This is a genomic window from Pseudoxanthomonas sp. YR558 (assembly GCF_900116385.1).
Classification (GTDB): domain Bacteria; phylum Pseudomonadota; class Gammaproteobacteria; order Xanthomonadales; family Xanthomonadaceae; genus Pseudoxanthomonas_A.
Genome location: NZ_FPCI01000001.1, coordinates 348,182 through 371,189, shown reverse-complemented (window position 1 = coordinate 371,189; position 23,008 = coordinate 348,182). Strand labels below are relative to the sequence as shown.

21 protein-coding genes are annotated in these 23,008 nt (G+C 65.2%); 18 read left to right on the top strand and 3 right to left on the bottom strand.

Translation table 11 applies throughout. The features are described 5' to 3' along the window. The first annotated feature begins 26 nt into the window (after positions 1-26). From BM365_RS01685 to BM365_RS01655, 7 genes are all read left to right on the top strand, one after another. On the top strand, positions 27-1,382 hold the full coding sequence (locus tag BM365_RS01685; RefSeq protein WP_093486015.1) for a replication-associated recombination protein A: 1,356 nt from the start codon (positions 27-29) through the stop codon (positions 1,380-1,382). Positions 1,383-1,406: 24 nt separating this feature from the next. Further along, the gene (gene crcB, locus BM365_RS01680) at positions 1,407-1,811 is read left to right on the top strand and encodes a fluoride efflux transporter CrcB (protein ID WP_093486013.1); all 405 of its coding nucleotides are present in this window, start codon (positions 1,407-1,409) and stop codon (positions 1,809-1,811) included. Between the two features lie 344 nt (positions 1,812-2,155). After that, positions 2,156-3,550 (top strand): hypothetical protein, encoded by a 1,395-nt coding sequence (locus BM365_RS01675; RefSeq protein ID WP_217645166.1) that lies wholly within the window; start codon positions 2,156-2,158, stop codon positions 3,548-3,550. Between the two features lie 202 nt (positions 3,551-3,752). After that, positions 3,753-4,088 carry a hypothetical protein gene (locus BM365_RS01670; protein ID WP_233210783.1) on the top strand — a complete coding sequence of 112 codons (336 nt, stop codon included), beginning with the start codon at positions 3,753-3,755 and terminating at the stop codon, positions 4,086-4,088. Then, entirely contained in the window at positions 4,085-4,783 is a 699-nt protein-coding gene (locus BM365_RS01665; protein WP_093486011.1) for a C39 family peptidase, read from the top strand. Before BM365_RS01670 ends, BM365_RS01665 begins: the two co-directional genes overlap by 4 nt. 1 nt (position 4,784) lies before the next feature. Beyond that, complete coding sequence (locus BM365_RS01660; RefSeq protein WP_139227271.1) at positions 4,785-5,288, top strand: hypothetical protein; 504 nt, start codon at positions 4,785-4,787, stop codon at positions 5,286-5,288. 51 nt (positions 5,289-5,339) lie between these two features. Next, positions 5,340-6,854, top strand: a complete 1,515-nt coding sequence (locus BM365_RS01655; protein WP_233210784.1) for a transporter — start codon at positions 5,340-5,342, stop codon at positions 6,852-6,854. Positions 6,855-6,866: 12 nt separating this feature from the next. On the opposite strand, the gene BM365_RS01650 is transcribed toward BM365_RS01655, so the two are convergent. Next, positions 6,867-7,241, bottom strand: a complete 375-nt coding sequence (locus tag BM365_RS01650) for a DUF4345 domain-containing protein (RefSeq protein ID WP_093486007.1) — start codon at positions 7,239-7,241, stop codon at positions 6,867-6,869. 155 nt (positions 7,242-7,396) lie between these two features. Between BM365_RS01650 and BM365_RS17710 the strand changes: the two genes are divergently transcribed. Continuing rightward, positions 7,397-7,828, top strand: a complete 432-nt coding sequence (locus tag BM365_RS17710; protein WP_139227269.1) for a hypothetical protein — start codon at positions 7,397-7,399, stop codon at positions 7,826-7,828. Positions 7,829-7,837: 9 nt separating this feature from the next. Here BM365_RS17710 and hemN read toward each other — a convergent pair whose 3' ends face one another. Then, positions 7,838-9,244, bottom strand: a complete 1,407-nt coding sequence (hemN, locus tag BM365_RS01645) for an oxygen-independent coproporphyrinogen III oxidase (protein WP_093486004.1) — start codon at positions 9,242-9,244, stop codon at positions 7,838-7,840. A gap of 45 nt (positions 9,245-9,289) precedes the next feature. Continuing rightward, positions 9,290-10,537 carry an MFS transporter gene (locus BM365_RS01640; protein ID WP_093489379.1) on the bottom strand — a complete coding sequence of 416 codons (1,248 nt, stop codon included), beginning with the start codon at positions 10,535-10,537 and terminating at the stop codon, positions 9,290-9,292. A gap of 168 nt (positions 10,538-10,705) precedes the next feature. Here BM365_RS01640 and BM365_RS01635 point away from each other — a divergent pair, with 168 nt between their 5' ends. The 10 genes from BM365_RS01635 to BM365_RS01590 all read left to right on the top strand — a co-directional run bounded on the left by BM365_RS01635 (position 10,706) and on the right by BM365_RS01590 (position 22,974). Beyond that, a complete protein-coding gene (locus tag BM365_RS01635) occupies positions 10,706-13,015 on the top strand; it encodes an FdhF/YdeP family oxidoreductase (protein ID WP_093486002.1) in 2,310 nt (769 codons plus the stop codon). Further along, positions 13,005-13,841, top strand: coding sequence for a formate dehydrogenase accessory sulfurtransferase FdhD (gene fdhD, locus BM365_RS01630; protein WP_093486000.1), 837 nt, complete (start codon positions 13,005-13,007; stop codon positions 13,839-13,841). The genes BM365_RS01635 and fdhD overlap by 11 nt, the downstream gene beginning before the upstream one ends. Positions 13,842-14,023: 182 nt before the next feature. Then, a complete protein-coding gene (locus tag BM365_RS01625; protein ID WP_233210785.1) occupies positions 14,024-16,201 on the top strand; it encodes a TonB-dependent siderophore receptor in 2,178 nt (725 codons plus the stop codon). 29 nt (positions 16,202-16,230) lie between these two features. Next, positions 16,231-16,539 carry an iron uptake protein gene (locus BM365_RS01620; RefSeq protein WP_093485998.1) on the top strand — a complete coding sequence of 103 codons (309 nt, stop codon included), beginning with the start codon at positions 16,231-16,233 and terminating at the stop codon, positions 16,537-16,539. 16 nt (positions 16,540-16,555) lie between these two features. Then, positions 16,556-18,226 (top strand): PepSY-associated TM helix domain-containing protein, encoded by a 1,671-nt coding sequence (locus BM365_RS01615; protein WP_093485996.1) that lies wholly within the window; start codon positions 16,556-16,558, stop codon positions 18,224-18,226. Next, a complete protein-coding gene (locus BM365_RS01610; RefSeq protein ID WP_233210786.1) occupies positions 18,219-18,548 on the top strand; it encodes a DUF3325 domain-containing protein in 330 nt (109 codons plus the stop codon). Before BM365_RS01615 ends, BM365_RS01610 begins: the two co-directional genes overlap by 8 nt. A gap of 319 nt (positions 18,549-18,867) precedes the next feature. Further along, on the top strand, positions 18,868-19,506 hold the full coding sequence (locus BM365_RS01605; protein ID WP_093485994.1) for an aldose epimerase family protein: 639 nt from the start codon (positions 18,868-18,870) through the stop codon (positions 19,504-19,506). Positions 19,507-19,858: 352 nt separating this feature from the next. Beyond that, entirely contained in the window at positions 19,859-20,686 is an 828-nt protein-coding gene (locus BM365_RS01600) for a hydroxypyruvate isomerase family protein (protein ID WP_233210865.1), read from the top strand. 27 nt (positions 20,687-20,713) lie between these two features. Then, positions 20,714-22,399 (top strand): GMC oxidoreductase, encoded by a 1,686-nt coding sequence (locus tag BM365_RS01595; RefSeq protein ID WP_093485992.1) that lies wholly within the window; start codon positions 20,714-20,716, stop codon positions 22,397-22,399. Further along, entirely contained in the window at positions 22,399-22,974 is a 576-nt protein-coding gene (locus BM365_RS01590; protein ID WP_093485990.1) for a gluconate 2-dehydrogenase subunit 3 family protein, read from the top strand. Before BM365_RS01595 ends, BM365_RS01590 begins: the two co-directional genes overlap by 1 nt. Positions 22,975-23,008 lie beyond the last annotated feature (34 nt).

Sequence of the window (23,008 nt, the reverse complement as noted above, 5' to 3'; positions counted from 1 at the left end):
CATGGCCGGGACGCTAGAATGGGCGTGTGCCCAGAGCGTCCCGTCCCTCCACTGATTCGCCCGACCTGTTGAGCGTCGACACCAGCGCGCTTCGACCGCTGGCCGAGCGCATGCGACCACGCACCCTGGATGAGATGGTCGGCCAGCGACGCCTGCTTGCGCCGGGCAGCGCACTGCGACGTGCGGTCGAATCCGGCCACGTGCATTCGATGATCCTGTGGGGGCCACCGGGCTGCGGCAAGACGACGCTGTCGCTGCTGCTGGCGCGTTACGCGGATGCCGAGTTCAAGGCGATCTCCGCGGTGCTCTCCGGTTTGCCCGAAGTAAGGCAGGTGCTGGCCGAGGCCGCGCAACGCTTCGCAAGTGGGCGGCGCACGGTGTTGTTCGTGGACGAAGTGCACCGCTTCAACAAGGCACAGCAGGATGCGTTCCTGCCCCACATCGAGCGCGGCACGATCATCTTCGTCGGCGCAACCACCGAGAATCCCTCGTTCGAACTGAATTCAGCGCTCCTGTCGCGCTGCCGTGTACACGTGATGGAAGCCGTCTCGCCCGATGACATCCGGCAAGCGCTTCAGGCCGCGCTGGAAGACGCGGAACACGGGCTTGGCGGATCGGAGCTGCAGGTCGACGATGCCGCGCTGCTCGAGATCGCGACCGCCGCCGACGGCGATGTGCGACGCGCGCTTACCCTGCTGGAGATCGCCGCAGAGCTGGCCGCCGATGAAGGCGGACGCATCACGCCGCAGACCTTGGTGCAGGTGCTCGCCGACCGGACGCGCCGCTTCGACAAGGGCGGCGAACAGTTCTACGACCAGATCTCCGCGCTCCACAAGTCGGTGCGTAGTTCCAACCCCGATGGCGCTGTCTACTGGTTGGCGCGCATGCTGGACGGGGGCTGCGACCCGGCCTACTTGGCGCGCAGGATGACGCGCATGGCGGTCGAGGATATCGGCCTGGCTGACCCTCGCGCGTTGCAGATGGCGATCGATGCATGGGACACCTATGAGCGGCTGGGCAGTCCAGAAGGCGACCTCGCCCTGGCCCAGTTGGTGATCTACCTGGCCAGCACCGCCAAGTCGAATGCGGGCTATATGGCCTTCAACGCCGCCAAGTCCGATGTGCGGGAATACGGCACGCAGGACGTGCCGATGCACCTGCGCAACGCGCCGACCAAGTTGATGAAGTCGCTCGGTTACGGCACCGGCTACCAGTACGACCACGATGCGGAAGGTGGCATCGCGCTGGACCAGACCGCGTTCCCGGATGCGATGGGCGAGCGCGTGTACTACCGGCCGGTCGAGCGCGGACTGGAAATCAAGCTCAAGGAAAAACTCGACCGATTGCGCGAAGCCCGGCGACAGACGCGTCGCGAAGACTGACCTTAGAAGGAGCGCCGTATGCCGGTGAACGCGATGCTGTGGTGGCAGCAATTGTTGCTGGTGATGGCCGGTGGCGCACTCGGTGCGGCAGGGCGCTTCGCGCTCGGTGGCCTGCTGATGCGACGGCTGGGCGACGGATTTCCCTGGGGAACGTTCGCGGTCAACATGATCGGCTCCTTCGCTGCGGGATTCCTCCTGATCTGGCTGGAAGCACGCGGCGCCTCCGCGGTCTATTGGCGCGCCTTCCTCGTGGTCGGCGTGCTCGGTGCGCTGACCACCTACTCGGCCCTGATGGTGGAGTGTCTGGTCTACCTGCGCGCCGGCCGGTCGCCGATGATGTTGGCCTATCTCGCCTTGACGCTCATCGCCGGCCTGGTGCTGGTCTGGGCGGGCGCGCGCCTCGCCGGCACGCTCTCCTTGTCTCCCTGAAGCAATGGCGTGCGCCAACGTGGGGAGGTGCCCGGTCCGGACACGTTGCCGTCTTATGTTTCAACCACCTGCAGTCGGCGGACGAGCGGCAGACCGCAGAACGAAAATTTAACGCTTGCGCCGGAAACGGCTAACGAATGCTGTGGGAGTGTGACCACCGTCGCTTTTCAGGGCTTCCCCTGGGCTCCGGAGCGGCCACAAGGAGACTCACTATGTGCATTCGCAAGACACTGATCGCATCAGCCGTATTGCTGGCGCTCGGAACGACGGGACAGGCCTTCGCTCAACAGACGAATACGGAGAACGGATCCGGAGACGACATCCTCGTCAATCTCGCAGTCGACATGAGCAACAACAGTACGAACACGGACAGCTCGGACAATTCCGACAACAGCGACAATTCCGACAACTCGGACAATAGCGACAACAGCACGCATGACGGCGACAACCGCAACAACCGAGGTCGCGCGAATGCGGAAGGTTACGGCTCGACGGCTGCCAACAATGGCAGCACCGCGACCTCGACGTTCTCCAACTCGTTCAACCACAGCAAGGCCGTGGCCGAAACGCGGCTCGAAGGCAGCGTTTCGGGCGTGACCGTGTACGGCATCGGCAACGTCGCCCAGAACTGGGGCAATGCCGACGGTGGTGACGGTGGCAGGGGCGGTGCTGGCTACGGCGGCAAGGGCCACGGTGGCTCGGCGGCCGGTGGCACCGGAAACGGCGGCGATGGCGGTGACGGCGGCGCCGGCGGCGACGGCGGCAGTGGTGGCGATGCCAACAACGGCAGCGCGACCGCGGGCGATTCGTCCAACGGCAGCGCGACCATCGGCGATGCGACGGCAGGCAACGGCGGCCGTGGCGGAAGTACCCACGACACGCGCGGCGCGAACGGCGGCGACGCCGGCGGCTGGGGCGGCGACGGCAATTCCACGGCAGGCAACGGCCGCGGTCGTGGCGGCGACGCTGGCGGCTGGGGCGGCGACGGCGGTGGCGCAAGCGGCGCATCCGGCGGTGATGCCGGCAGCGCGAGCGGCGACACGGGCTCGATCGCCGGTGCATCCGGTGGCGACGCCGGTGCTGGCAGCGGCAACGTGCGCGAACGCGGCGCCGGCGACGGCACCAGCGGGGATGGCACGGCCACAGGTGGCGCAGGCACCTCGGGTGATGCGACGTCCACCGGCGGCTCCAGCACGGCAACGGCCGGTGCGGGCACATCGGGCGACGGCACCGGCACCGGTGGCGACGGTTCGGGCACGGGCGGTGCAGGCAGTGGCACGGGTGGCGACGCCACGTCCACCGGCGGCGCAGGCTCCGGCACCGGTGGCGCGGGCGGCACGCTGACCGCGACCGCCGGCAACGGCGGCGACGGTGGCGATGCCACCAACGGCGATGCCACCAACGGCGGCGCTTCCTCCAGCGCGAGCAACGGCGATGCCACGGCCGGTGACGGCGCCAGTGGCGCGATCGGTGCGACCGGCGGAGCAGGCGGTACCGGCAATGGCGGCGACGGCAATGGCGGCGACGGCAATGGCGGCGTCGGCAACGGCGCAACCGGTGGCGCAGGCGGCGCGGGCGGTGCACTCACCGTCGACGCCGGTACGTTCGACATGTCCAACAACATGACGAGCGTCGGCCAGTCCGCCGCGGGCATCATGGTGGCCGCGCAGAACAGCGGCATGGCCTCGCTGATCCAGCAGGGCATCACCGTGCAAGCCAACCTGACCGTAGGCCCATAAGCGCTCCGCAGATGCCCTGGCCCTCACCGGCCGGGGCATCCCGCGCGGACGCCAGCGTCCCGCTCACGGCGGGACGTTGCCTGGCTGCACGGGGAACGCATGGCAAGGGAGACTGACCATGCTTACGCTTCAACGGAGGGGACTGCGTCTGGCGGTCCTGAGTGTCTGTGCCCTCGCACCCGCTGCCTGGGCCGCAGACGGAGTGGAACTGCGCCCCCTGCAGGATCCCGTCATCGAAACCGCACCGATGCAGGTGCCGTTCAAACCCGTCAGTGAGCTGGGACGCACGATCGATCCCGGCCGATTGGCGGGGCTTCGCGGCGGCGATGGCACGCAGGTGGAAAACCTGGTCGATGTGGACGGTTCGGTGGACGGCAATACCGCACACCATGTCACCACCGGCACGAACAGCGTCGCCGACGGTGCGTTCAACAACGCCAGCGGGATCAATACCGTCATCCAGAACACCGGCAACAACGTGTTGATCCAGAACGCGATGATCGTAACCGTCGACTTCACCGGCGGCGGGCCGCCATGACATGCCGGCCGCCGCACCGGTTGCGCATCACGGCGCTCGCCTGTGCGTTCGCCGTGTTGGGAGGCGCCTCGGCGGCGACGACCGACCTGCGCATCCCGCACGGCGGCTACCAGATACGCCTGACCAGCCTCAAGGAAGCCAGGTTCAAGACCACACTGCCGCAGCAGTACGACTTCAGCTGTGGCTCGGCGGCAACCGCGACGTTGCTGACGCACCAGTACGGCCATCCGGTCAACGAAGTGGATGTATTCGTGCAGATGTACAACAACGGCGACCAGGCGAGGATCCGCAAGGAAGGCTTCTCGCTGCTCGACATGCGGCGCTACCTGCGATCGAAGGGATACGAAGCGGACGGCTTCGAGCTTCCGCTGGACAAGCTGCAGGAAGAGAACGTGCCGGCGATCGTGCTGCTCAACGATCGCGGCTACCGGCACTTCGTCGTGGTGAAAGGGTTACGCAACGGTCGGGTACTGCTTGGCGATCCCGCCCGTGGTACGCGGGCGATGCCGCGCTCGCGCTTCGAAGCACTGTGGGATAACCGGGTGATGTTCGTCGTCCACAACCGACGAGAGGAAGCCCGATTCAATCAGGCCCGCGACTGGCAGACCGCACCTCCGGCGCCGCTCGACATGGGAATCCAGCGCGACGGCCTGCGCAACATCACCGTGCCCCGGCGCGGACCAGGAGACATCTGACATGGACAGAATTCGGCATCCCGCGTGGCGGGCCGCGATGTTGTTCGCGGTCCTGCTCGCTCCTTCGGGTGCACGCGGGCAGAGTGGAGAACTCGGCGCGGAATGGCGCCCCGTGGATCCGGCCCGTCTTGCGCAGATGCGCGGGGGCTTCCAGATGCCCTCGGGCATGATGCTGTCGTTCGGCATCGAGCGCGTGGTCTACCTCAACGGCGAAGTCACCGCACGCATCGCCGTGCAGGTGCCGGACGTGGCGCGCATCACGTCCGAACAGGCCCAGGCACTGGCCGATTTCAACCGCGGGCTGGTGGTGCAGATCGGCGAAGGCAACCGCTTCGATCCCGCACAGATCGCCGGCGGCATCGTCATCCAGAACACGCTCGACGACCAGGACATCCGCACGCTGACGCGTGTCGACGTCGGTACCGACACGTTGGGCGCGTACCAGAACCTCAATGCCAATGGCGCGCTGACGGACGCGCTCATTCGCGCGCCTGGCGGCCCCTGACGGGCATCGGCAGGACCGGCCCGCGGCCTTCACCTACTCAAGGGGAACATCATGAAAGGGACGTCGTTGATCGAGGTGGCACCGCTCGCACTGGCCGTGGGGCTGGGCGTGGCGGGGCAGGCGAGGGCGCAGGAACCGCTCGGTGTCGTGCCGATACCGGTGGCGGAATCGCCGCCGGCTCCTTTGCAGCCGTATGAGATCACGGCCGATGCCCGCCTGGACGCGCTGCAACGTCAGCTCAATGAGCAGACGCAGCGCCTAGATCAAATGCGCGCACTGATGCAGGCGCAGGAACAGCAGATCTTCACCTTGCAGAATGCGCTCAACGAGGAAGTGCTCGCCAACGCGCGCGCGCGCGGTGCGCCGACGCCGGTGATCGTACCTTCGCTCAATCAGGCGCCCACCTTCCGCGACGCGCCACCCTCGCAGCCCTACATCGTCGTCGGCCCCGCACCGCAGTCCACCGCCCAATCGCAGGACGCCCAGCCGATGCAGGCGTATGCGCAGTCCGCAGCCCCACAGGCACGCCCGGCACCGCAAGCACAGGGCGCACAAACCGCGCAGGCGCCGTCCCCCGAACGCGTCGGCCAGGCGCCGGAAAGCGATTCGCGCCCACCGGAAGTGGCGCAGATCTTCGATCAACCCGGCGTGCTGACACCCAAGAGCAAACTGGTGCTGGAACCGTCACTGCAGTACGGGTATTCGGCCAATGATCGGGTGGCGCTGGTGGGCTATACCATCATTCCGGCCATCCTGATCGGCCTGATCGACGTGCGTCAGGTGAAGACGACCACGGCGGTCGCGACGCTCACCGGTCGCTACGGCGTCAGCCGGCGGATGGAAGTGGAAGCAAAGCTGCCCTATGTCTACATCCACAGCGACACGGTGAGCCGCGAGATCTTCACCGGCTCGGCGCAGGATCGCGTGTTCAACGCCCGCGGCAACGGCATCGGCGACGTCGAGATCACCGGGCGTTACCAGCTCAACCGCGGCGGTGCGGACAAGCCGTTCTACATCGCCTGGCTGCGCTACAAGAGCCGGACCGGAAAGGACCTGTTCGAAGTCACGACAGATTGCGTGACGCGCTGCGTCGCCAACACGACCGGCACGGGCCTGCCTCTCGACCTGCCCACCGGCAGCGGCTTCAACGCGGTGCAGCCGGGCATCACCTGGTTGTACCCATCCGACCCCGTGGTGTTCTTCGGCAGCCTGAGCTACCTGCACAACTTCAAGCGCAGCGACGTATCGCGACGCGTGCTGGGCGGTGAGACGGAGTTCCTGGGCGATATCAAGGCCGGCGACATCCTCGGTTTCAACGTGGGCATGGGCCTGGCGCTTAACGAGAAAGCCGCCATCAGCATCGGCTACGACCAGAGCATCGTCGGCAAGACGAAGCAGGATGGGCAGGAAGTCGCCGGCGCGGTACGAACGACCTTGGGCACCCTGCTGCTAGGCGGGACATATCGCTTCAGCGATCGTACGTCGCTCAACGTCGCCCTGGGCGTCGGTGTGACCCGTGACACGCCGGATCTGACGCTGACGGCGCGCCTGCCGATCAGCTTCTGACGTGCCGAAGGCTCATCCGGCGCGGCCCTGCCACCACAGCCACAGGGCAGCGGCCAGCATCAACCATTCGGTTGCCGCCAGCAGCAGCGTAGTGGTTTGGACCGGCCACCAGCGCATCAAGCCCACGCTGCGATACAGCACGATGGGCACGTACAACGCCATTGCTAGCACCAGGCCCGTGCGCATCTGCTGTGTCCAGGCGAACCAGGCGAACAAGAACGCCAGGCCGAGTTGCAACCCACCGTAGATCGTCAGGTACTCCGTCTGCCCGGAGCGGGTCAGCGAGGCGTACCCGACGGACGTCGCCGTGCGCGCAGGGGCGAACGTGCACCAGACTGCGAAAAGGAAGTAAACCGCCGCATTGAGGTACAGGTAGGCCGTCGTCATGGGATGTCTCGCTGCAAGACGTCGCCATCTCGCCCGGGAAGCGGTGACGATCCGGTGAACGACCGGGAAACCCCGACACCATGCTGCGGATTCTGCCGATCCCTGCGCGATGCGCCGCCACCTGATGCTGCGAGCCCCGATCCCAGGAGCCCATCATGTCGCGCTCATTCCCATACCCTTGGCGCATCGCGCTGGCATGTCTGCTGATCCTGGCGGGCAGTTCGACTTGGGGTGGAGACCCCATCCACAAATGCCGCGCCGCGGATGGGCACACGATCTACCGGGGAACACCATGCGCCACAGCCGAGCGCACGGAGTGGAAACGGGACTATCCGCCCGATCCACCGGCGCCCAACGCGATCGTCCGCCCAACCACGACGCACAAGACCGAAGAAGCGCCGATGCGAACGCGGGCACCACGTCGAAAGGGATCGCCTCAGGGGGCTGTGATTTCAATGCACCGCGACCCGGAAGCTTGCGCACGGGCGAAGGACGCGCGCGATCGTGCCTATGCGCGCCTTGGCCTGAAGCGTGATTTCGCCACCAGCCGCCGCTTCGATGATCGGGTCAACGACGCGTGTCGCTAACGGCGTCGCTCAGATCGTGCGTGAGAAGCGCGGCGCATCCGGTGTCGGTACCGCCTGAAGATAGCGGTCGAAACACATGGCGATGACGCGCAACAGCAAGCGGCCACGTGGTGTTGCCCGGATGCCCGCCCGGGTGAACTCCAGCAGCCCGTCGTTCGCCAACGCCTGCAAGCGCGGCAGCGCATCGGCGAAGTACTCGCCGAAGTCGATGCCGTGGCGACGCCCAAGACGGGCGAAGTCCAATCGGCCATGGCACATCAGCTCCTGGATGACGTCGGCCCGCAGCACATCGTCCCGGTCCAGCGGCATGCCACGCCAGACGGGTAGGCGACCGTCGTCGATAGCGCGCTCCCAACTAGCGATGTCGCGCGGATTCTGGCTGAAGCTGTCGCCGATGTGGCTGATCGCACTGACGCCGAAACCGATCAGGTCGCTCTCCGCATGGGTCGTGTAACCCATGAAATTCCGGTGCAAATCGCCCCGCGCCTGCGCGCGCGCCAGATCGTCGTCGGGCAGGGCAAAGTGATCCATGCCGATATAGACGTAGCCTGCCGCTACCAGCCGCTCGATTGCGCACTCCAGAAGTTCGAGTTTCGCTTCCGGGTCCGGCAGGTCCTCCAGGGCGATGCGCTGCTGCGGCTTGAAGAGCTGCGGCAGATGCGCATAGCTGTAAACCGCGATGCGGTCGGGACGCGCTTCCAGCACGACGTCCAGCGTGCGCTCAAAGCCCGCCCGGGTCTGCTTCGGCAATCCATAGATCAAGTCGATGTTCACCGAGCGCATGCCATGGGCTCGGCAGGCCTCGAGGATGGCCAGCGTGTCCTCGACGCTCTGGATCCGGTTCACCGCCTTCTGCACGACCGGGTCGAAATCCTGCACGCCCAGGCTGGCGCGATTGAAACCGATGCGTGCCAGTTCGCCGATATCCTCGGGTGTGACCGAGCGCGGATCCAGTTCGATCGAGAAATCCATCCTGTCCGGCGCGAAGAAGCTGAACTGGCTCCGGAGTTCGGCGACGCAGTCGGCGATCTGCGCGGGGGTGAGGAAGTTCGGCGTGCCGCCACCGAAGTGCAGCTGGGTCACCGGACGCCCGCTCTCGAACAGCGGCGCCATCCGTGCGATCTCGCGGTAGAGGTAGTCCAGGTAGAGTTCGCCACGCGCCTTATCGCGCGTGATCACCCGGTTGCAACCGCAGTAGAAGCAGGGGCTGGCGCAGAACGGGACGTGGACGTACAGGGACAGCGGTCGCGCATGCTCGGCTTGGTTGCTGGCGCTCGCATGTTCGCGCAGTTGCTGCGCGCCGAACGTCGGATTGAACTGCGGTGCGGTCGGATAGGAGGTGTAGCGCGGCCCTGGCGTGTCGTAGCGCCGCAGCAGGTCCGCGTCGAACATCGGGGAAGGAGAGACAGTGCCCATGGCGCACAGGCTAGGGCGGTGCCGTTGCCGGCGCATTGATCGGGATCAATTCGGCCGCCGATCGTGGACCGGCCGCGATGGGCGGTCCGGAATCTCAGGCAGCAGCTCCAGGGCGACAGGGGTCGTCCTCACCATGGGATGGAAGCGCGCTGGATGCAGCAAGTGGCGCGCCTTCAACAAACGGCGCCCGCCGGCCACCAGCGCGAGCAGAGCCAGGGTGGTGGCGAAGAAGACGGGCAGGGCGCCAGCGCCCCAGCGCTCCATCACGAGACCCGCAGCGGCAGGTCCGATGGCGGCGCCGATGCCATTCAGCAGCAGCAGGGCGCTACAGCCTGCCAGCAGTTGCTCGGCCGGCAGGCGATCCAGCAAATGGGCGACCGCCAAGGGATACAGCGCGAACGCCAGCCCACCGAACAGGAAGAACAACGCCAGCACACCGGTGCGCTCCGCCGGGGCGAGTTGGAGCGCACACGCGGCGACCACGGCACCCAAGGCCGACACGCCGGCCAGCATGCTGCGGCGATCACCACGATCTGACAGGCGGCCGATGGGCAGCTGCAAGGCGGCGCCGCCAAGGATCGTGGCGGCCATGAACGTGCCGATGCCGGCCCGGTCCAATCCCAACGACCCGGCATAGACGGCGCCCATCCCCCAGAACGCACCGAGGGCCATGCCCGCCAGGAGCGCGCCAGCGGCGGCGCTGGGCGCCGTGCGGCATATCTGCAGGATGCGGACACGGGGCGCGGTTGCGACGGGGGGCGGTGACAGTCGGGTGATGCTGACAGGCAGTATGGCCAGCGCGAACAGGATGGCCACCACGCTGAAGAGCACGGGGCTGCGCGGCGGTTGCAGATCGAGCAGCAGTTGCCCCGCCGCGAGCGCCAGCAACGACACCACCATGTACACCCCGAACACCCGGCTCCGGTGTTCCGGCGCCGACTGCGCGTTCAACCAGCTCTCGATCACCGTACAGAGCCCTACGAGTGCCATGCCGGTGACGACGCGCAATGCCATCCAGGCCACCGGATTCGCCCACAGCGGGAACACCAGCACGGCCGCGGCCGCCAGTGCTGCGTGGAAAGCGAACGCACGGATATGGCCAACACGCCGGATCAGCGGAGGCGCGGTGAAAGTGCCCAGGAAGAATCCGATGAAATAGCCCGACATCACCAGGCCCGTCGTCTGTTCGCCCCAGCCCTCTGTCTGGCTGCGGACCGCAAGCAGCGTGCCCAGCAGACCATTGCCGCCGAGCAACAGGGCGACACTGGTCAGCAGTGCGGTAAGGGGCAGCAACAGGCGAAGCACGAAGGCGCGGCGTTCTCACGTGGGAATCACAACATGCTAGCAACGGGATCCTGAGCGAGCAGTTCACACTCGCTGGAACGCTCGCTCAGGCGGAGTGCGTCGGGGTGTTGGAGTATCCTTCGTCGATGCTTCGTCGACGTGCCGCAGGAGAATCCCATGAGTGAGCGCAAGGTGCCCGGCATCGACGAATACGACGGCGCGGCGGGCGGTTGGGGCGCGCTGGCAGCCGTCGCGCGCGCAGTGAAAAGCCAGATGGCCGTTGGGCGAGAAACCTCCGCGCTCCGCCGCGTCAACCAGCCGAGCGGTTTCGATTGCCCCGGTTGCGCGTGGCCCGATCCGCGACACACGTCGTCGTTTGAGTTCTGCGAGAACGGTGCGAAGGCGGTGTCGTGGGAGGCGACGGGCAAGCGCGCCACGCCTGACTTCTTCGCCGCGAACACGGTGTCCGAACTCTGGGAGTGGAGCGACCATGCACTGGAGGACGAGGGACGCCTGACGCATCCGATGGCGTACGACCACGCATCGGACCGTTACGTCCCGATCAGCTGGGAGGACGCATTTGCGCGCATCGGTGAAGCATTGCGCACCCTGCCTAACCCCGACATGGCGGAGTTCTATACCTCCGGCCGCACTTCCAACGAAGCCGCCTTCCTCTACCAGTTGATGGTGCGCGAGTACGGCACCAACAACTTCCCGGATTGCTCGAACATGTGCCACGAGGCCACGAGCGTCGGTCTTCCGGAATCCATCGGCGTCGGCAAGGGCACGGTGACGCTGGAGGACTTCGAGCATTGCGATGCGCTTTTCAGCTTCGGCCACAACCCGGGCACGAACCATCCGCGCATGCTCGGCACGTTGCGCGAGGTGTCGCGACGCGGCGTTCCTATCATCGCGGTGAATCCCTTGCGTGAGCGCGGACTGGAGCGATTCACCTCGCCACAGGATCCGGCCGAGATGCTCACCAACCGCGCCACGCCGATCGCGCAGACGTACTACCAGGTGAAGATCGGCGGCGATCTTGCGCTGCTCAAAGGCATGATGAAGTGCCTGCTCGATGCGGATGCCGAAGACCTGGCGGCGGGCGGGCCTGGCGTGCTCGATCACGCCTTCATCGCCGAGCATACGCAGGGCCTGGACGCCCTGCGCGAAGACCTCGCAAACACGGCGTGGGACGATATCGTCGAACAGTCGGGTCTGTCGCGGGAGGACATCGCCGCGGCCGCGCGGCTGTACGCGGGCGCGGAGCGGGTGATCATCTGTTACGGCATGGGGATGACCCAGCATCGTCGCGGCACCCAGAACGTACAGCAGATGGCCAACCTCTTGCTGCTGCGCGGGAATATCGGCCGCCAGGGCGCCGGCATCGCGCCCATCCGCGGGCATTCCAATGTGCAAGGCGACCGCACCGTGGGCATTACCGAGAAACCCACGCAGGCGCTGGTCGATGCGATCAGGCAGCGGTTCGGCTTCGAGTTCCCGTTGACGCACGGCCACGACGCGGTGGAGGCCGTGCGTGCGATCCGCGACGGGCGCTCGCGCGCACTGGTCTGCATGGGCGGCAACCTGGCGGTGGCGATGCCCGATCCCGACACGACCCTTCCGGCCATGCGCAACCTCGACCTGGCGGTGCATATCGCCACCAAGTTGAACCGTTCACACCTCATCACGGCAAAGCAGATGTTCCTTCTGCCATGCCTGGGCCGCACCGAACGCGATGTGCAGGCGAGCGGCCTGCAGTCGGTGACCGTGGAAGATTCGATGTCGATGGTGCATGCCTCACAAGGCGGGCTCGCGCCGGCCTCCGAGCACTTGTTGTCGGAACCGGCGATCGTTGCCGGCATCGCTCGCGCCACGCTTCCTCAGACAAAGGTGGACTGGGACGGGCTCGTGGAGGACTACGACCGCATCCGCGATGCCATCGAAGCCGTGTTCCCGATGTTCAAGGATTACAACGTGCGCGTGCGCCAGCCCGGTGGCTTCCGGCTGTACATCGGCGCGTCGGAGCGCGATTGGGGGAGCGTCGGCAAAGCGCGTTTCCTGGTGGCGCCGGGCCTCAACGAAGACCCTTCGATCCGTGCAACTGATCTGCTGACGATGACCACGGTCCGCTCCCACGATCAGTACAACACCACGATCTACGGTTTCGACGACCGCTATCGTGGCGTGAGTGGACGACGAGACGTGGTCTTCATGAATGCCGACGACCTGGACGCGCGTGGCCTGCAGCATGGCGACCGCATCGACATCGTGTCGCACATGGCCGGCAACGAGGGAGCACCGCGACGCGTGTCCGGCTTCACCGCGGTTAGGTACGACCTGCCTCGGGGATCGGCGGCGATGTATTACCCGGAAGGCAACCGGCTGGTGCCGTTGGACAGCCACGATCCGCAGTCAGGAACCCCGGCCTACAAGTCCATTCCCGTGCAGATCATGAAATCGCGTGGCGACAACGTCGATGTCGACTGACGGCAACGATCACGCGCCGGGACTCGCGCGCCGTAATGTTGTGGATGTCCGCAACGGGGTGGCTGTCAATCGGCAAGACCTGCTTGCCGAGGAGGTCCCGATCGCCATCCAGGTCAACGGCGAGCCGCTGGCCGTGATGATGGCCAGCCCCCTTGATCTGGAAGATTTTGCCCATGGCTTCGCGCTGACCGAGTTGGGTATTGCGATCGGGGGACTGGCTTCCATCGATGTACAGACCCTGCTCGAGGGGATCCAGTTGGACCTCCACACCCTGATGCCGCTGCTCCGTGGATCGTCGGGCGACGATGCTCGCTGGCTTCCGGGGCGCAGCGGCTGCGGGATCTGCGGCCACCGACGGTTGGAAGACGTCATCAGGCATCCCGAAGCCGTGGAGCAGGGCAGTGCAATCGACGCGAACGCGCTGGAGGCGGCATTGGACTGCCTTGAAGCAGCGCAGCCGCTGAATGCCGCGACGGGCGCCATCCATGCGGCCGCCTTTGCCGACAGGCAGGGACGCGTGCGACGGGTTCGCGAGGATGTCGGCCGCCATAACGCACTGGACAAACTGATCGGTGCGATGGGGCGCGAGGGGATCGACGCTGCGGATGGATTCATCCTCATCACCAGCCGCGCCAGCTACGAGATGGTGGCCAAGGCGGCCATGGCGGGTGTTACGTTGCTGGCCGCCATTTCCGCGCCCACCGCGCTGGCTGTCGACCTGGCCCGGGGATGCGGGATGACATTGGTGGGCTTCACGCGGGTGGGGCGGCATGTGGTCTACAGCCATCCGCACCGGCTACGGGAAGCGGCAACAGGGAAGTCCTAGCCTGTCAGCGCCCTCCGCACGTCGGTTGCCCTGTTCAGGCTGCTTGCAAAATGACAATCATTCGCATTTAATACGGCCATCAAGTGCCTCGCCACTTGCGCTGAAGACGCGTCGCTCCGGGCGATGCGGCTACGGCGCGCGTGAGCGTGCGCCGCCATCTCCCACAGGCTCTCCGTATCCCCATGTCCATGCCGAATCGTCCGCACGCCGTTTCCGACACCTGCAAGACCTTCATGCCGAATGCACTGCGCGCCGCCATCTGCTTCGCGTTGGCCAGCGGACCTTTGGTGGCCCTCGCTGCCCCGCAGGATGCCTCTGGGCCGCTGCCGAGCGGCGAGGTGACGGCCACCGACCTGGACACCGTGCTGGTCCGTGGTCAGCGTGCCAACCGCGTCAGCAACGGCGCCACCAACCTCGACCTCGCCATCAAGGAAACACCGCAGTCCATCAGCGTGGTCAGCAACGAACAGATGATCCAGTTCGGTGCCGACAGCTTGAACGACGCCCTGCGCCTGGCCACCGGCATCCAGGTGGAAGAGTGGGAAACCAACCGTACCAACTACCTGGCGCGTGGTTTCGAGATCAAGAGCACGCAGATCGACGGCGTCGGCATGCCCAACGACTGGGGCATCGCCACCGGCGCGATGGACGCATTCGGTTACGAGAAGCTGGAAGTCATCCGCGGCGCGAACGGTCTGCTCACCGGCGTCGGCAACTCGGCCGGTACGATCAACTACGTGCGCAAGCGCCCGACCAACGACGCCGAAGGCAAGGTGGGCGTGAAGATCGGTTCCTGGGGCGAGCGCCGCGTCGAGTTCGACTACTCCATGCCATTCAACGAGGTCGGCACCTGGGCCGGCCGCGTGGTGGTGGCGCGCGAGGAAGGCGATTCCTATCTGCGCGACTACGAAACCGAGCGAACCTTCGGCTATGCGGTGATCGATGGCCAGATCGGCGAGAACGGTACGCTCGCGTTCGGCTATTCCTGGCAGCAGGCCGACACCACTGGCAACATGTGGGGCGCGCTGCCGTTCGTGAACGCCGATGGCACGCAGCCTTCGTGGGACGTCGGCGCATCCACTACGCTGGACTGGACCTATTGGAACACCAACACCCAGACCGCGTTCGTCGAATACACGCATCAGTTGGGCGACAGCTGGCAGCTCAAGGCGACCTACAACCATCGCAAGGGCGACAACGACGACGAGCTGTTCTTCGCCTACTCGATGACCGGCCTGGATCCGGTTACGGGCACCGGCCTCGTGGGCTGGGCCTACAAGGGCCAGGACGAGCTGACGTCGGATCTGGTGGACCTGACCCTCAACGGCCGCTTCCAGTTGTTCGGACGCGAGCATGAAGCGATGTTCGGCATCAGTCAGTCGGAAAGCGAGCAGGGCTACTGGTTCAACCCTGCGCCGTCCGATTCGCCGGCGTTCGGTTTGCTTCCGGGCTTCCCGTACACGGGCGATTCCGTGCCTGAACCCGTGTGGGGCGCACAGGTGCCGTCGAGCGAGTTCAACCAGCGGCTGAAGCGCGCCTTTGGTGCCACGCGCATCGCGCTGACCGAGGATTTCAAGGCCATCGTCGGCGTCAACTTCGCCGAGTACCACCGCGACGGCAACAACGATGGCGTGCCGTTTGCCGAAACCGAAAGCAACACCAGCCCGTACGCAGGCCTGACCTACGACTTCAACGAGAACATCCTGGGTTATGTCAGCTACTCGGACATCTACCAGCCGCAGGACCAGCGCGATTTCGACGGCTTCTACCTGGCGCCGTCGAAGGGCGTCAACTACGAAGCCGGCATCAAGGCCGAGTGGCTCGACAGCCGACTGCTGACCACGCTTGCGTACTTCTCCGCCGAGCAGGAAGGCTTGGCGACGTACCAGGGCTACAACCCCGATACCTTGATGAACTACTACGTCGCCAAGGACGTGGAATCGAAGGGCTGGGAATTCGAAGCCACCGGCAAGCTGACCGATCATCTCGACCTGGTGTTCGGTTACACGCATCTGAAGATGGACGGTGAAGAAGGTACGCTGACCTACAACTGGGTGCCGCGCCGCACCGCCAACCTGATGCTCAGCGCACGCCTGCCGAGCTACGAGGCCTTCTCGTTCGGTATCGGCGGGCGCTGGCAGAGCGCCATTTCCAACATCGAAAGCTACACCGGCCAGACCGTGCGCCAGGACAGCTATGCGGTGGTGAATGCGTTCGCCGCGTGGGATTTCCTGGAGAATGCGACCGTGCGCGCCAACGTCGGCAACCTGACCGATGAGAAGTACATCAACACGCTGTACCAGATCGGCTACTACGGCGCCCCGCGCCACTGGTCGCTGAGCCTGGAATACCGTTTCTGATCCACCGCAAGAAGGTAGCCGACGCCACCATGTCCACCACCGCGATTCCTTCCCGTTCGCCACGTACTCAGGTCATCGCTCGCGTGGCGGCCGCCATCCTGGGCGGCTACGCATTCGCTTGGGGCATCGTCGCCACGGGCGCCAGCCTGATGGTCGCCGCCGGCATGGATTTTCATGACGCCGAGTTCCTCGGCAGCATGATCGGCGTGCTGGCGTTCCTTGGCGTGTTCCTGTGGGCGATCGCGGCGCGTCGGCTGCGCTGGGTGTGGCTGGTGACGGTGGTCGGTGGCGGCGTACTCGCGGCCACCGGCTCCTTCGTGCAGTCCCTGTTGGTCTGAGGCAGGGGAGGGCATCATGTTCCAGAGCTTCCGACAGGCGATGGCCTGGCTCCACACCTGGTTCGGCCTCGTGCTGGGTTTCGTATTGATGGCAGCGTTCTTCTTCGGCGCGCTGTCGGTCTTCGATCGCGAGATCGACCGCTGGGCGATCCCGTCCACGCGCTTCGAACCTCAGTCGATGCCTTCGTACGAAAAGATCCTGCGGCCCGCGTTCGAGCGCATGCAACCTCTGCAGGCGACGGTGGACGCTGCGCGCCCGCGCGTGAACGGCCCGATGCCCGAGCGCTTCGACACCGTCGTCAGTTGGAGCGCTTACACCACGCACCGCGACCCGGTGCTGGCGTTGTTCGCCGGCTACGAGGTGCCTAACGCCAAGGACCCCGACGAAACGATCTGGGCCGATGCGACCATCGATCCACGTGACGGCACCCTGTTGCCGAACGACCGGTTGAAGATCGGCAGCGGATTCTTCTATCCGATGCACTACAGCCTGACGCTGGACTGGAAGAACCTCGGCATCTTCATCGTGGGCCTGTCCGCGTTGGTGATGCTCGCCGCACTGGTCAGCGGCGTGGTCATGCATCGCAAGATCTTCCGCGAATTCTTCACCTTCCGGCCGGGCAAAGCGCGCCTGCGCAGCGTGCTGGACCTGCACAACCTCACCGGCGTGGTGGCGTTGCCGTTCCATTTCTTCTTCGCTCTGACCGGCCTGCTGATCTTCGCTGCGACCTATTACTTCCCACTGGGTCACACGCAGTTGCACGAGCTGCACGACCTGCATGCCGAAGTGGAAGCGCGCGAGACCGGCCTGCCGCACCAGCGCGCCGGCGTGCCCGCAGGCCTGGCGAATGTCGATGCGATGGTCGCCGACGCCCAGCGTCGCTGGAAGGCCAAGGACAAGGCGGGCGAGGTGGGCTTCCTGGTGCTCCAGCATGTCGGCGATGCCAACGGTTATGTCAGCGTCTACCGCGCGGGCACCGACCGCATTGCCTTGGTCGGTGACGGCATCCACTTCAAGGCCGCCACCGGCGAATTGATCCGCGAAGATCCTGCCGCCACGCCGGTAGGCCGCATGGCGGAGTTCCTCACCGGCCTGCATCTGCAGCATTTCCGTCACTGGCTGCTGCGTTGGCTATATGTGTTGGGTGGCCTGGCGGGTGCGGTATGCATCGCGACCGGATTCGTCTTCTTCGTCGAGAAACGCAAACGGCAGCATGCCCAACTGGGAAGCCAGGGCGCGCGGATCGTCGATGCGCTCGCGGTGACGGCGGTGACCGGCATGGTCCTGGCGACGCTGGGGATCCTGGCCGCCAACCGACTGCTTCCCGAAGATCTGCCGGCACGTGGCGATTGGGAACGTTATGCGTTCTGGGGCACGTGGGCATTGGCCTTTATCCACGCAGGCTTGCGCAGCGCACCGGTGGCGCGCGGCCTGGCAAATCCAGCATGGCGGGAACAGTGCTGGGCCATTGCGGTGCTCGCCGTGTCCGTGGTGATCCTGAATTGGGTGACCACGGGCGACCATCTCGTGCGCACGCTTGCACAGGGCTACTGGCCGGTGGCCGGCGTTGATCTCTTCATCCTCGGCGGCGCGGTGATCGCCATCCTCACGGCGATCAAGCTGCGCCAGCGTGCGCTGCAGGCCGGGCAGGGCCCTGCGGCTTCGCAGGGGGTGGCACGTGCCTGATCCGGCGTCCCACGGCAGCCTGTTATCGTTTGCCATCCTCGCCAGCGTCGCTGGCATGGGATGGCTGGCATTGTCGATGCAAGTCCACGCCCAGCAGACTTGGAAACACGCGCCGTCGCCGATGGCACTCAAAGTGTTGCGGTGGCTCGGCAGCGCCGCACTGCTCACAGCATTCGCGCTGTGCCTGAGCGCTGATCACGCCACGATGGCCGTCCTGGTGTGGTTCATGGCACTTGCGGGGGCCGCACTTTCCATCGCGTTCACGCTGAGCTGGCGGCCGCATTGGTTGCGCGTTCTGGCGCCGTGGATACGGGGCCACTGAGGGCGCGTCCAGGCCTTCTCGCCACATCCCGCCTTAGCCGCCCCCCGTGACGGCGATAGATGCCAAGCCTGTCGCCAATGCATTCCACTCACACCGCGATGCGGGGCCGCGCTTCGGTAAGCCCGGCTTCTTCCGAGCTTGCACGTAACGTGCAGGCCAGCGGCTTGGCAACGCTGATGGGCCCGCCCACAGGCGACTGTTCGATTACTTACGCAAACCGCCATTCTTCGCTTTCGCGTTGAATCCCGGGCCATCTGATACGGACGAGCAATCGGTGACCTCTCCGTCAGGCGTATCCATCGGGTGGGGCTGCTATCCCATGGTGCCGTGGGCGGGCAGAGTGAGGGAAGGGCGCTTCGACTTCGGTGGGCGCACATACCGAGTGCCGACGAACTTCGGTTCGCATGCCATCCACGGCGTCGGCTACTCGCGCGCATGGCGAATCGATGCACCACATCCTTCGCAGGCCGTCCTGTCGTTGGCGTTACCCCGCGATCGCTATTGGCCCTTCGGCGGTGTTGCACGGCAGTCCGTGATCCTCGCCGACAACATGCTTCGCCTGATGTTGTCCGTGCAGGCCGAAGAACAGGCGATGCCGGCCACGCTGGGTTGGCATCCCTGGTTTCGCAAGCCCGACCGTCTCGAATTCCATCCAGAAGCGATGTACCCGCTCGACGCGTCGGGCATCGCGACGTTGCCCATGGTGCCCCCTACGCATGGGCCTTGGGACGACTGCTTCATCGTGCGGAAAGAGATCGTCCTGGAGCGGGAAAGGCAACGCCTTTGCCTGCGTGCGGATACGGACCATTGGGTAGTCTTTGATGGCGCCGCGCTCGCTACGTGCGTAGAGCCGCAGACGGGCCCGCCAGATGCCTTCAGTCTGGCGCCGCACATGCTGTCGCCTGGCCAGCGGCTCGAGCTGACCTTCGAGCTCGCGTGGCGTCCTGCTGAGGTGTAGAGCAGGAGTGTGAGGGGCACCGAGAATAGCGTCGTGATGCACGCGCAGCGTTCGGATTGTTGTGCCTCGCAACATAAGAATTCGTGCGCCACGTCTTGCATGCGAGCACGGAGCTGCTTTATGGTGCAATCGATTGCATTGAGGCGAAACGTCGAGCTTCGTGCCGGTTGGGAGGCCGGGAATCGATGTATGTCTATCCATTCGGACTGGCCCGTCGCATCTCGTCCGATGCATCTTCTTCCGTGATGACCGCGACGGCTGGAGTGCTGATCCCAGGCGCGGCCTCTACGAGGCTTGCTGCGTGAGCGTGCAGGGCACGGGGCTTACACGCCGGGAAGCGCTGCGCGCTGCCGTGGTGAGCGGCGTCGGGCTGGCCAGTGCCGGATTGGTGGCCGGGACCGATACGACAGCGCCGCTAAAGGGCAGGCTGAAGCACTCCGTTGCCCGCTGGACCTTCCCGAAGCTATCGATCGCCCAGTTGTGCAAGGCCGTCAGGGGCATCGGATTTGCCGCCATCGATCTGGTCGGGCCTGAAGACTGGCCGACGCTGAAGACGCATGGCGTGTTCAGCTCGATGTGCAACGGCGCAGAACTTGGCCTGGATAAGGGTTTTGCCGCGCCCCAGTTCCACGATGAGCTGGTCGATCGCTATACGCGCCACATCGACCTGGTGGCCGACGCCGGTTACCGCAACCTCATTTGCTTCTCGGGCAATCGCAACGGCATGGACCCGCAGGAGGGTTTGGCCAACGCCGAAGCCGGTTTGAAGCGGATCCTGGGCCATGCAGAGAAGCGCGGCGTCATGCTGGTCATGGAATTGCTGAATTCCAAGGTGGATCACCCCGACTATCTGTGCGATCGCTCCGACTGGGGCGTGGCGCTGTGCGAGCGCTTGGGCTCCGATCATTTCGCCCTGCTTTACGACATCTACCACATGCAGATCATGGAAGGCGACGTGATCGCCACGATCCGCAAACACCATACTTTCTTCAAGCATTACCACACTGCGGGCGTCCCTGGCCGACATGAGATCGGCGAGGACCAAGAGCTCAACTATCGCGCCATCTGTCGCGCTATCCGCGATACCGGCTTCGACGGCTACATCGCGCAGGAGTTCGTGCCTGCCGCCGCCGATCCGATCTCTTCGCTGCGCGAAGCGATACGCCTGTGTGACGTCTGAATCCGATATCCACCGAGGCAAACACCCATGGTAGACAATCACTACGACGCCATCGTCGTCGGCTCGGGAATCAGCGGCGGCTGGGCTGCCAAAGAACTGACCGAAAAAGGCCTCAAAGTGTTGATGCTTGAGCGCGGGCGCAACATCGAACACGTCAAGGGCTACGTGAACGCGATGAAGGAGTCGTGGGACTTTCCGCATCGCAATCATCCCACCCAGGAGATGCGGGCGAAGTTCCCCGTCCGAGTGCGCGATGGCGGCCTTGGAGAGAGCACACTGGATATGTGGGCGAACGAGCAGGATTGCCCTTATACGGAAACCCAACGTTTCGATTGGTACCGCGGCTACCATGTCGGGGGCCGATCGCTGCTCTGGGGCCGACAGAGCTATCGCTTGTCGGATCTGGATTTCGAAGCGAACCTGAAAGAGGGGATCGCCACCGACTGGCCGATCCGCTATGCCGACATCGCGCCCTGGTACGACTACGTCGAGAAGTTCGCAGGCATCGCCGGAACGCGCGAGGGTTTGGATGTGCTGCCCGACGGCGAATTCCTTCCCCCGATTCCGTTGAACATCGTCGAGAAAGACGTGGCGGCGCGTATCAAGCAGGCCTTTGGGGGTACGCGCCATCTGATCCATTCGCGCACCGCCAACATCACCCAGCCCAAGCCAGAACAGGGCCGGGTCAACTGCCAGTACCGCAACAAGTGCATCCTGGGCTGTCCTTTCGGCGCGTACTTTTCCACCCAATCGGCCACGCTGCCGGCGGCGATGAAAACGGGCAACCTGACGCTGCGACCGTTCTCGATCGTCAAGGAGGTGTTGTACGACAAGGATCGCAAGCGTGCGCGAGGGGTTGAGATCATCGATGCCGAAAGTGGCCAGACCTACCAGTACACGGCCAAGGTCATCTTCCTCAATGCTTCTTCCTTCAATTCCACGTGGCTGCTGATGAACTCGGCCACCGACGTCTGGGAAGGTGGGCTGGGCTCCTCTTCGGGCGAACTGGGACACAACGTCATGGACCATCATTTCCGCGTGGGCGCATCGGGCCGCGTCGATGGTTACGAGGACAAGTACTATTCCGGTCGTCGTCCCTGCGGTTTCTACATTCCGCGTTTCCGCAACGTCGGCAGCGACAAGCGCGCTTATGCACGCGGCTTCGGCTATCAGGGCGGCGCCAGCCGCACGGGCTGGTCCCGCGAGATCGCCGAACTCAACATCGGGGCCGAGCTGAAGGACGCGCTGACCCAGCCCGGCGACTGGCGAATCGGTATGACCGGATTCGGCGAGATGCTGCCGTACCACGACAACCGGATCAGTCTGGACCCGAGTCGCAAGGACAAGTGGGGCCTGCCGGTGCTGGCGATGGACGTGTCCATGCGCGAGAACGAACTAGCGATGCGCAAGGACATGGGCAACGATGCCGCTGAAATGCTGGAGGCGGCAGGCATCAAGGATGTGAAAGCGCATGACAACGACTACGCGCCCGGCATGGGCATCCATGAAATGGGAACCGCACGGATGGGACGCGACAGGAAGAATTCGGTTCTGAACATGCACAACCAAGTCTGGGATGCGCCGAATGTCTATGTGACAGACGGCGCGTGTATGACCTCCAGCGCCTGCGTGAATCCGTCGCTGACGTACATGGCGCTGACCGCGAGGGCGGCGGACCATGCGGTGCGCGAACTCAAGGCGGGGAACTTGTGATGGAGCGTCGAGAACTTCTGAAGATGATCGCCGCTGCCACGGGCGCGGCCATGATCGGCCTGCCTGCGTCCGCCTACGCGCAGGGGCCGGTCCCCGGCGGCGCGAGCGCCTTTTCCGCAACCGATGTGGCACTGCTGGACGAAGTGGCCGATACCATTCTGCCGCGTACCAGGACGCCGGGCGCCAAAGATGCGGGTGCGGGGGCTTTCATCGCCCAGTACGTGGTCGATTGCTACACGCCTGAAAACCAGGCGATCCTCCGAGACGGCCTCGTCGATCTGGACCGGCGAGGCGGCCGACGTTTTCTTGCGCTGACGCATGAGGCGCGCACCGCGCTCCTACGCACGCTGGATGCCGAAGCCAGGACGCAACTGGCCACCACGGCGCGGGCCGGTGGCGCCGATCGAGGGCCATTGAAGGCGCACTACTTCACGATGCTCAAGCAACTGGCCATCTTCAGCTTCTTCACCTCGCGGCCAGGCGCAACCGAGGCGCTGCAGTACGTCGCCGTGCCGGGGCGCTATGACGGCGATCTGGCGTACACGCCGGGCACGCCCGCATGGGCCACCGAATGAGCGGACTATGCGATTCGTCCCAGCTTCACTCCCT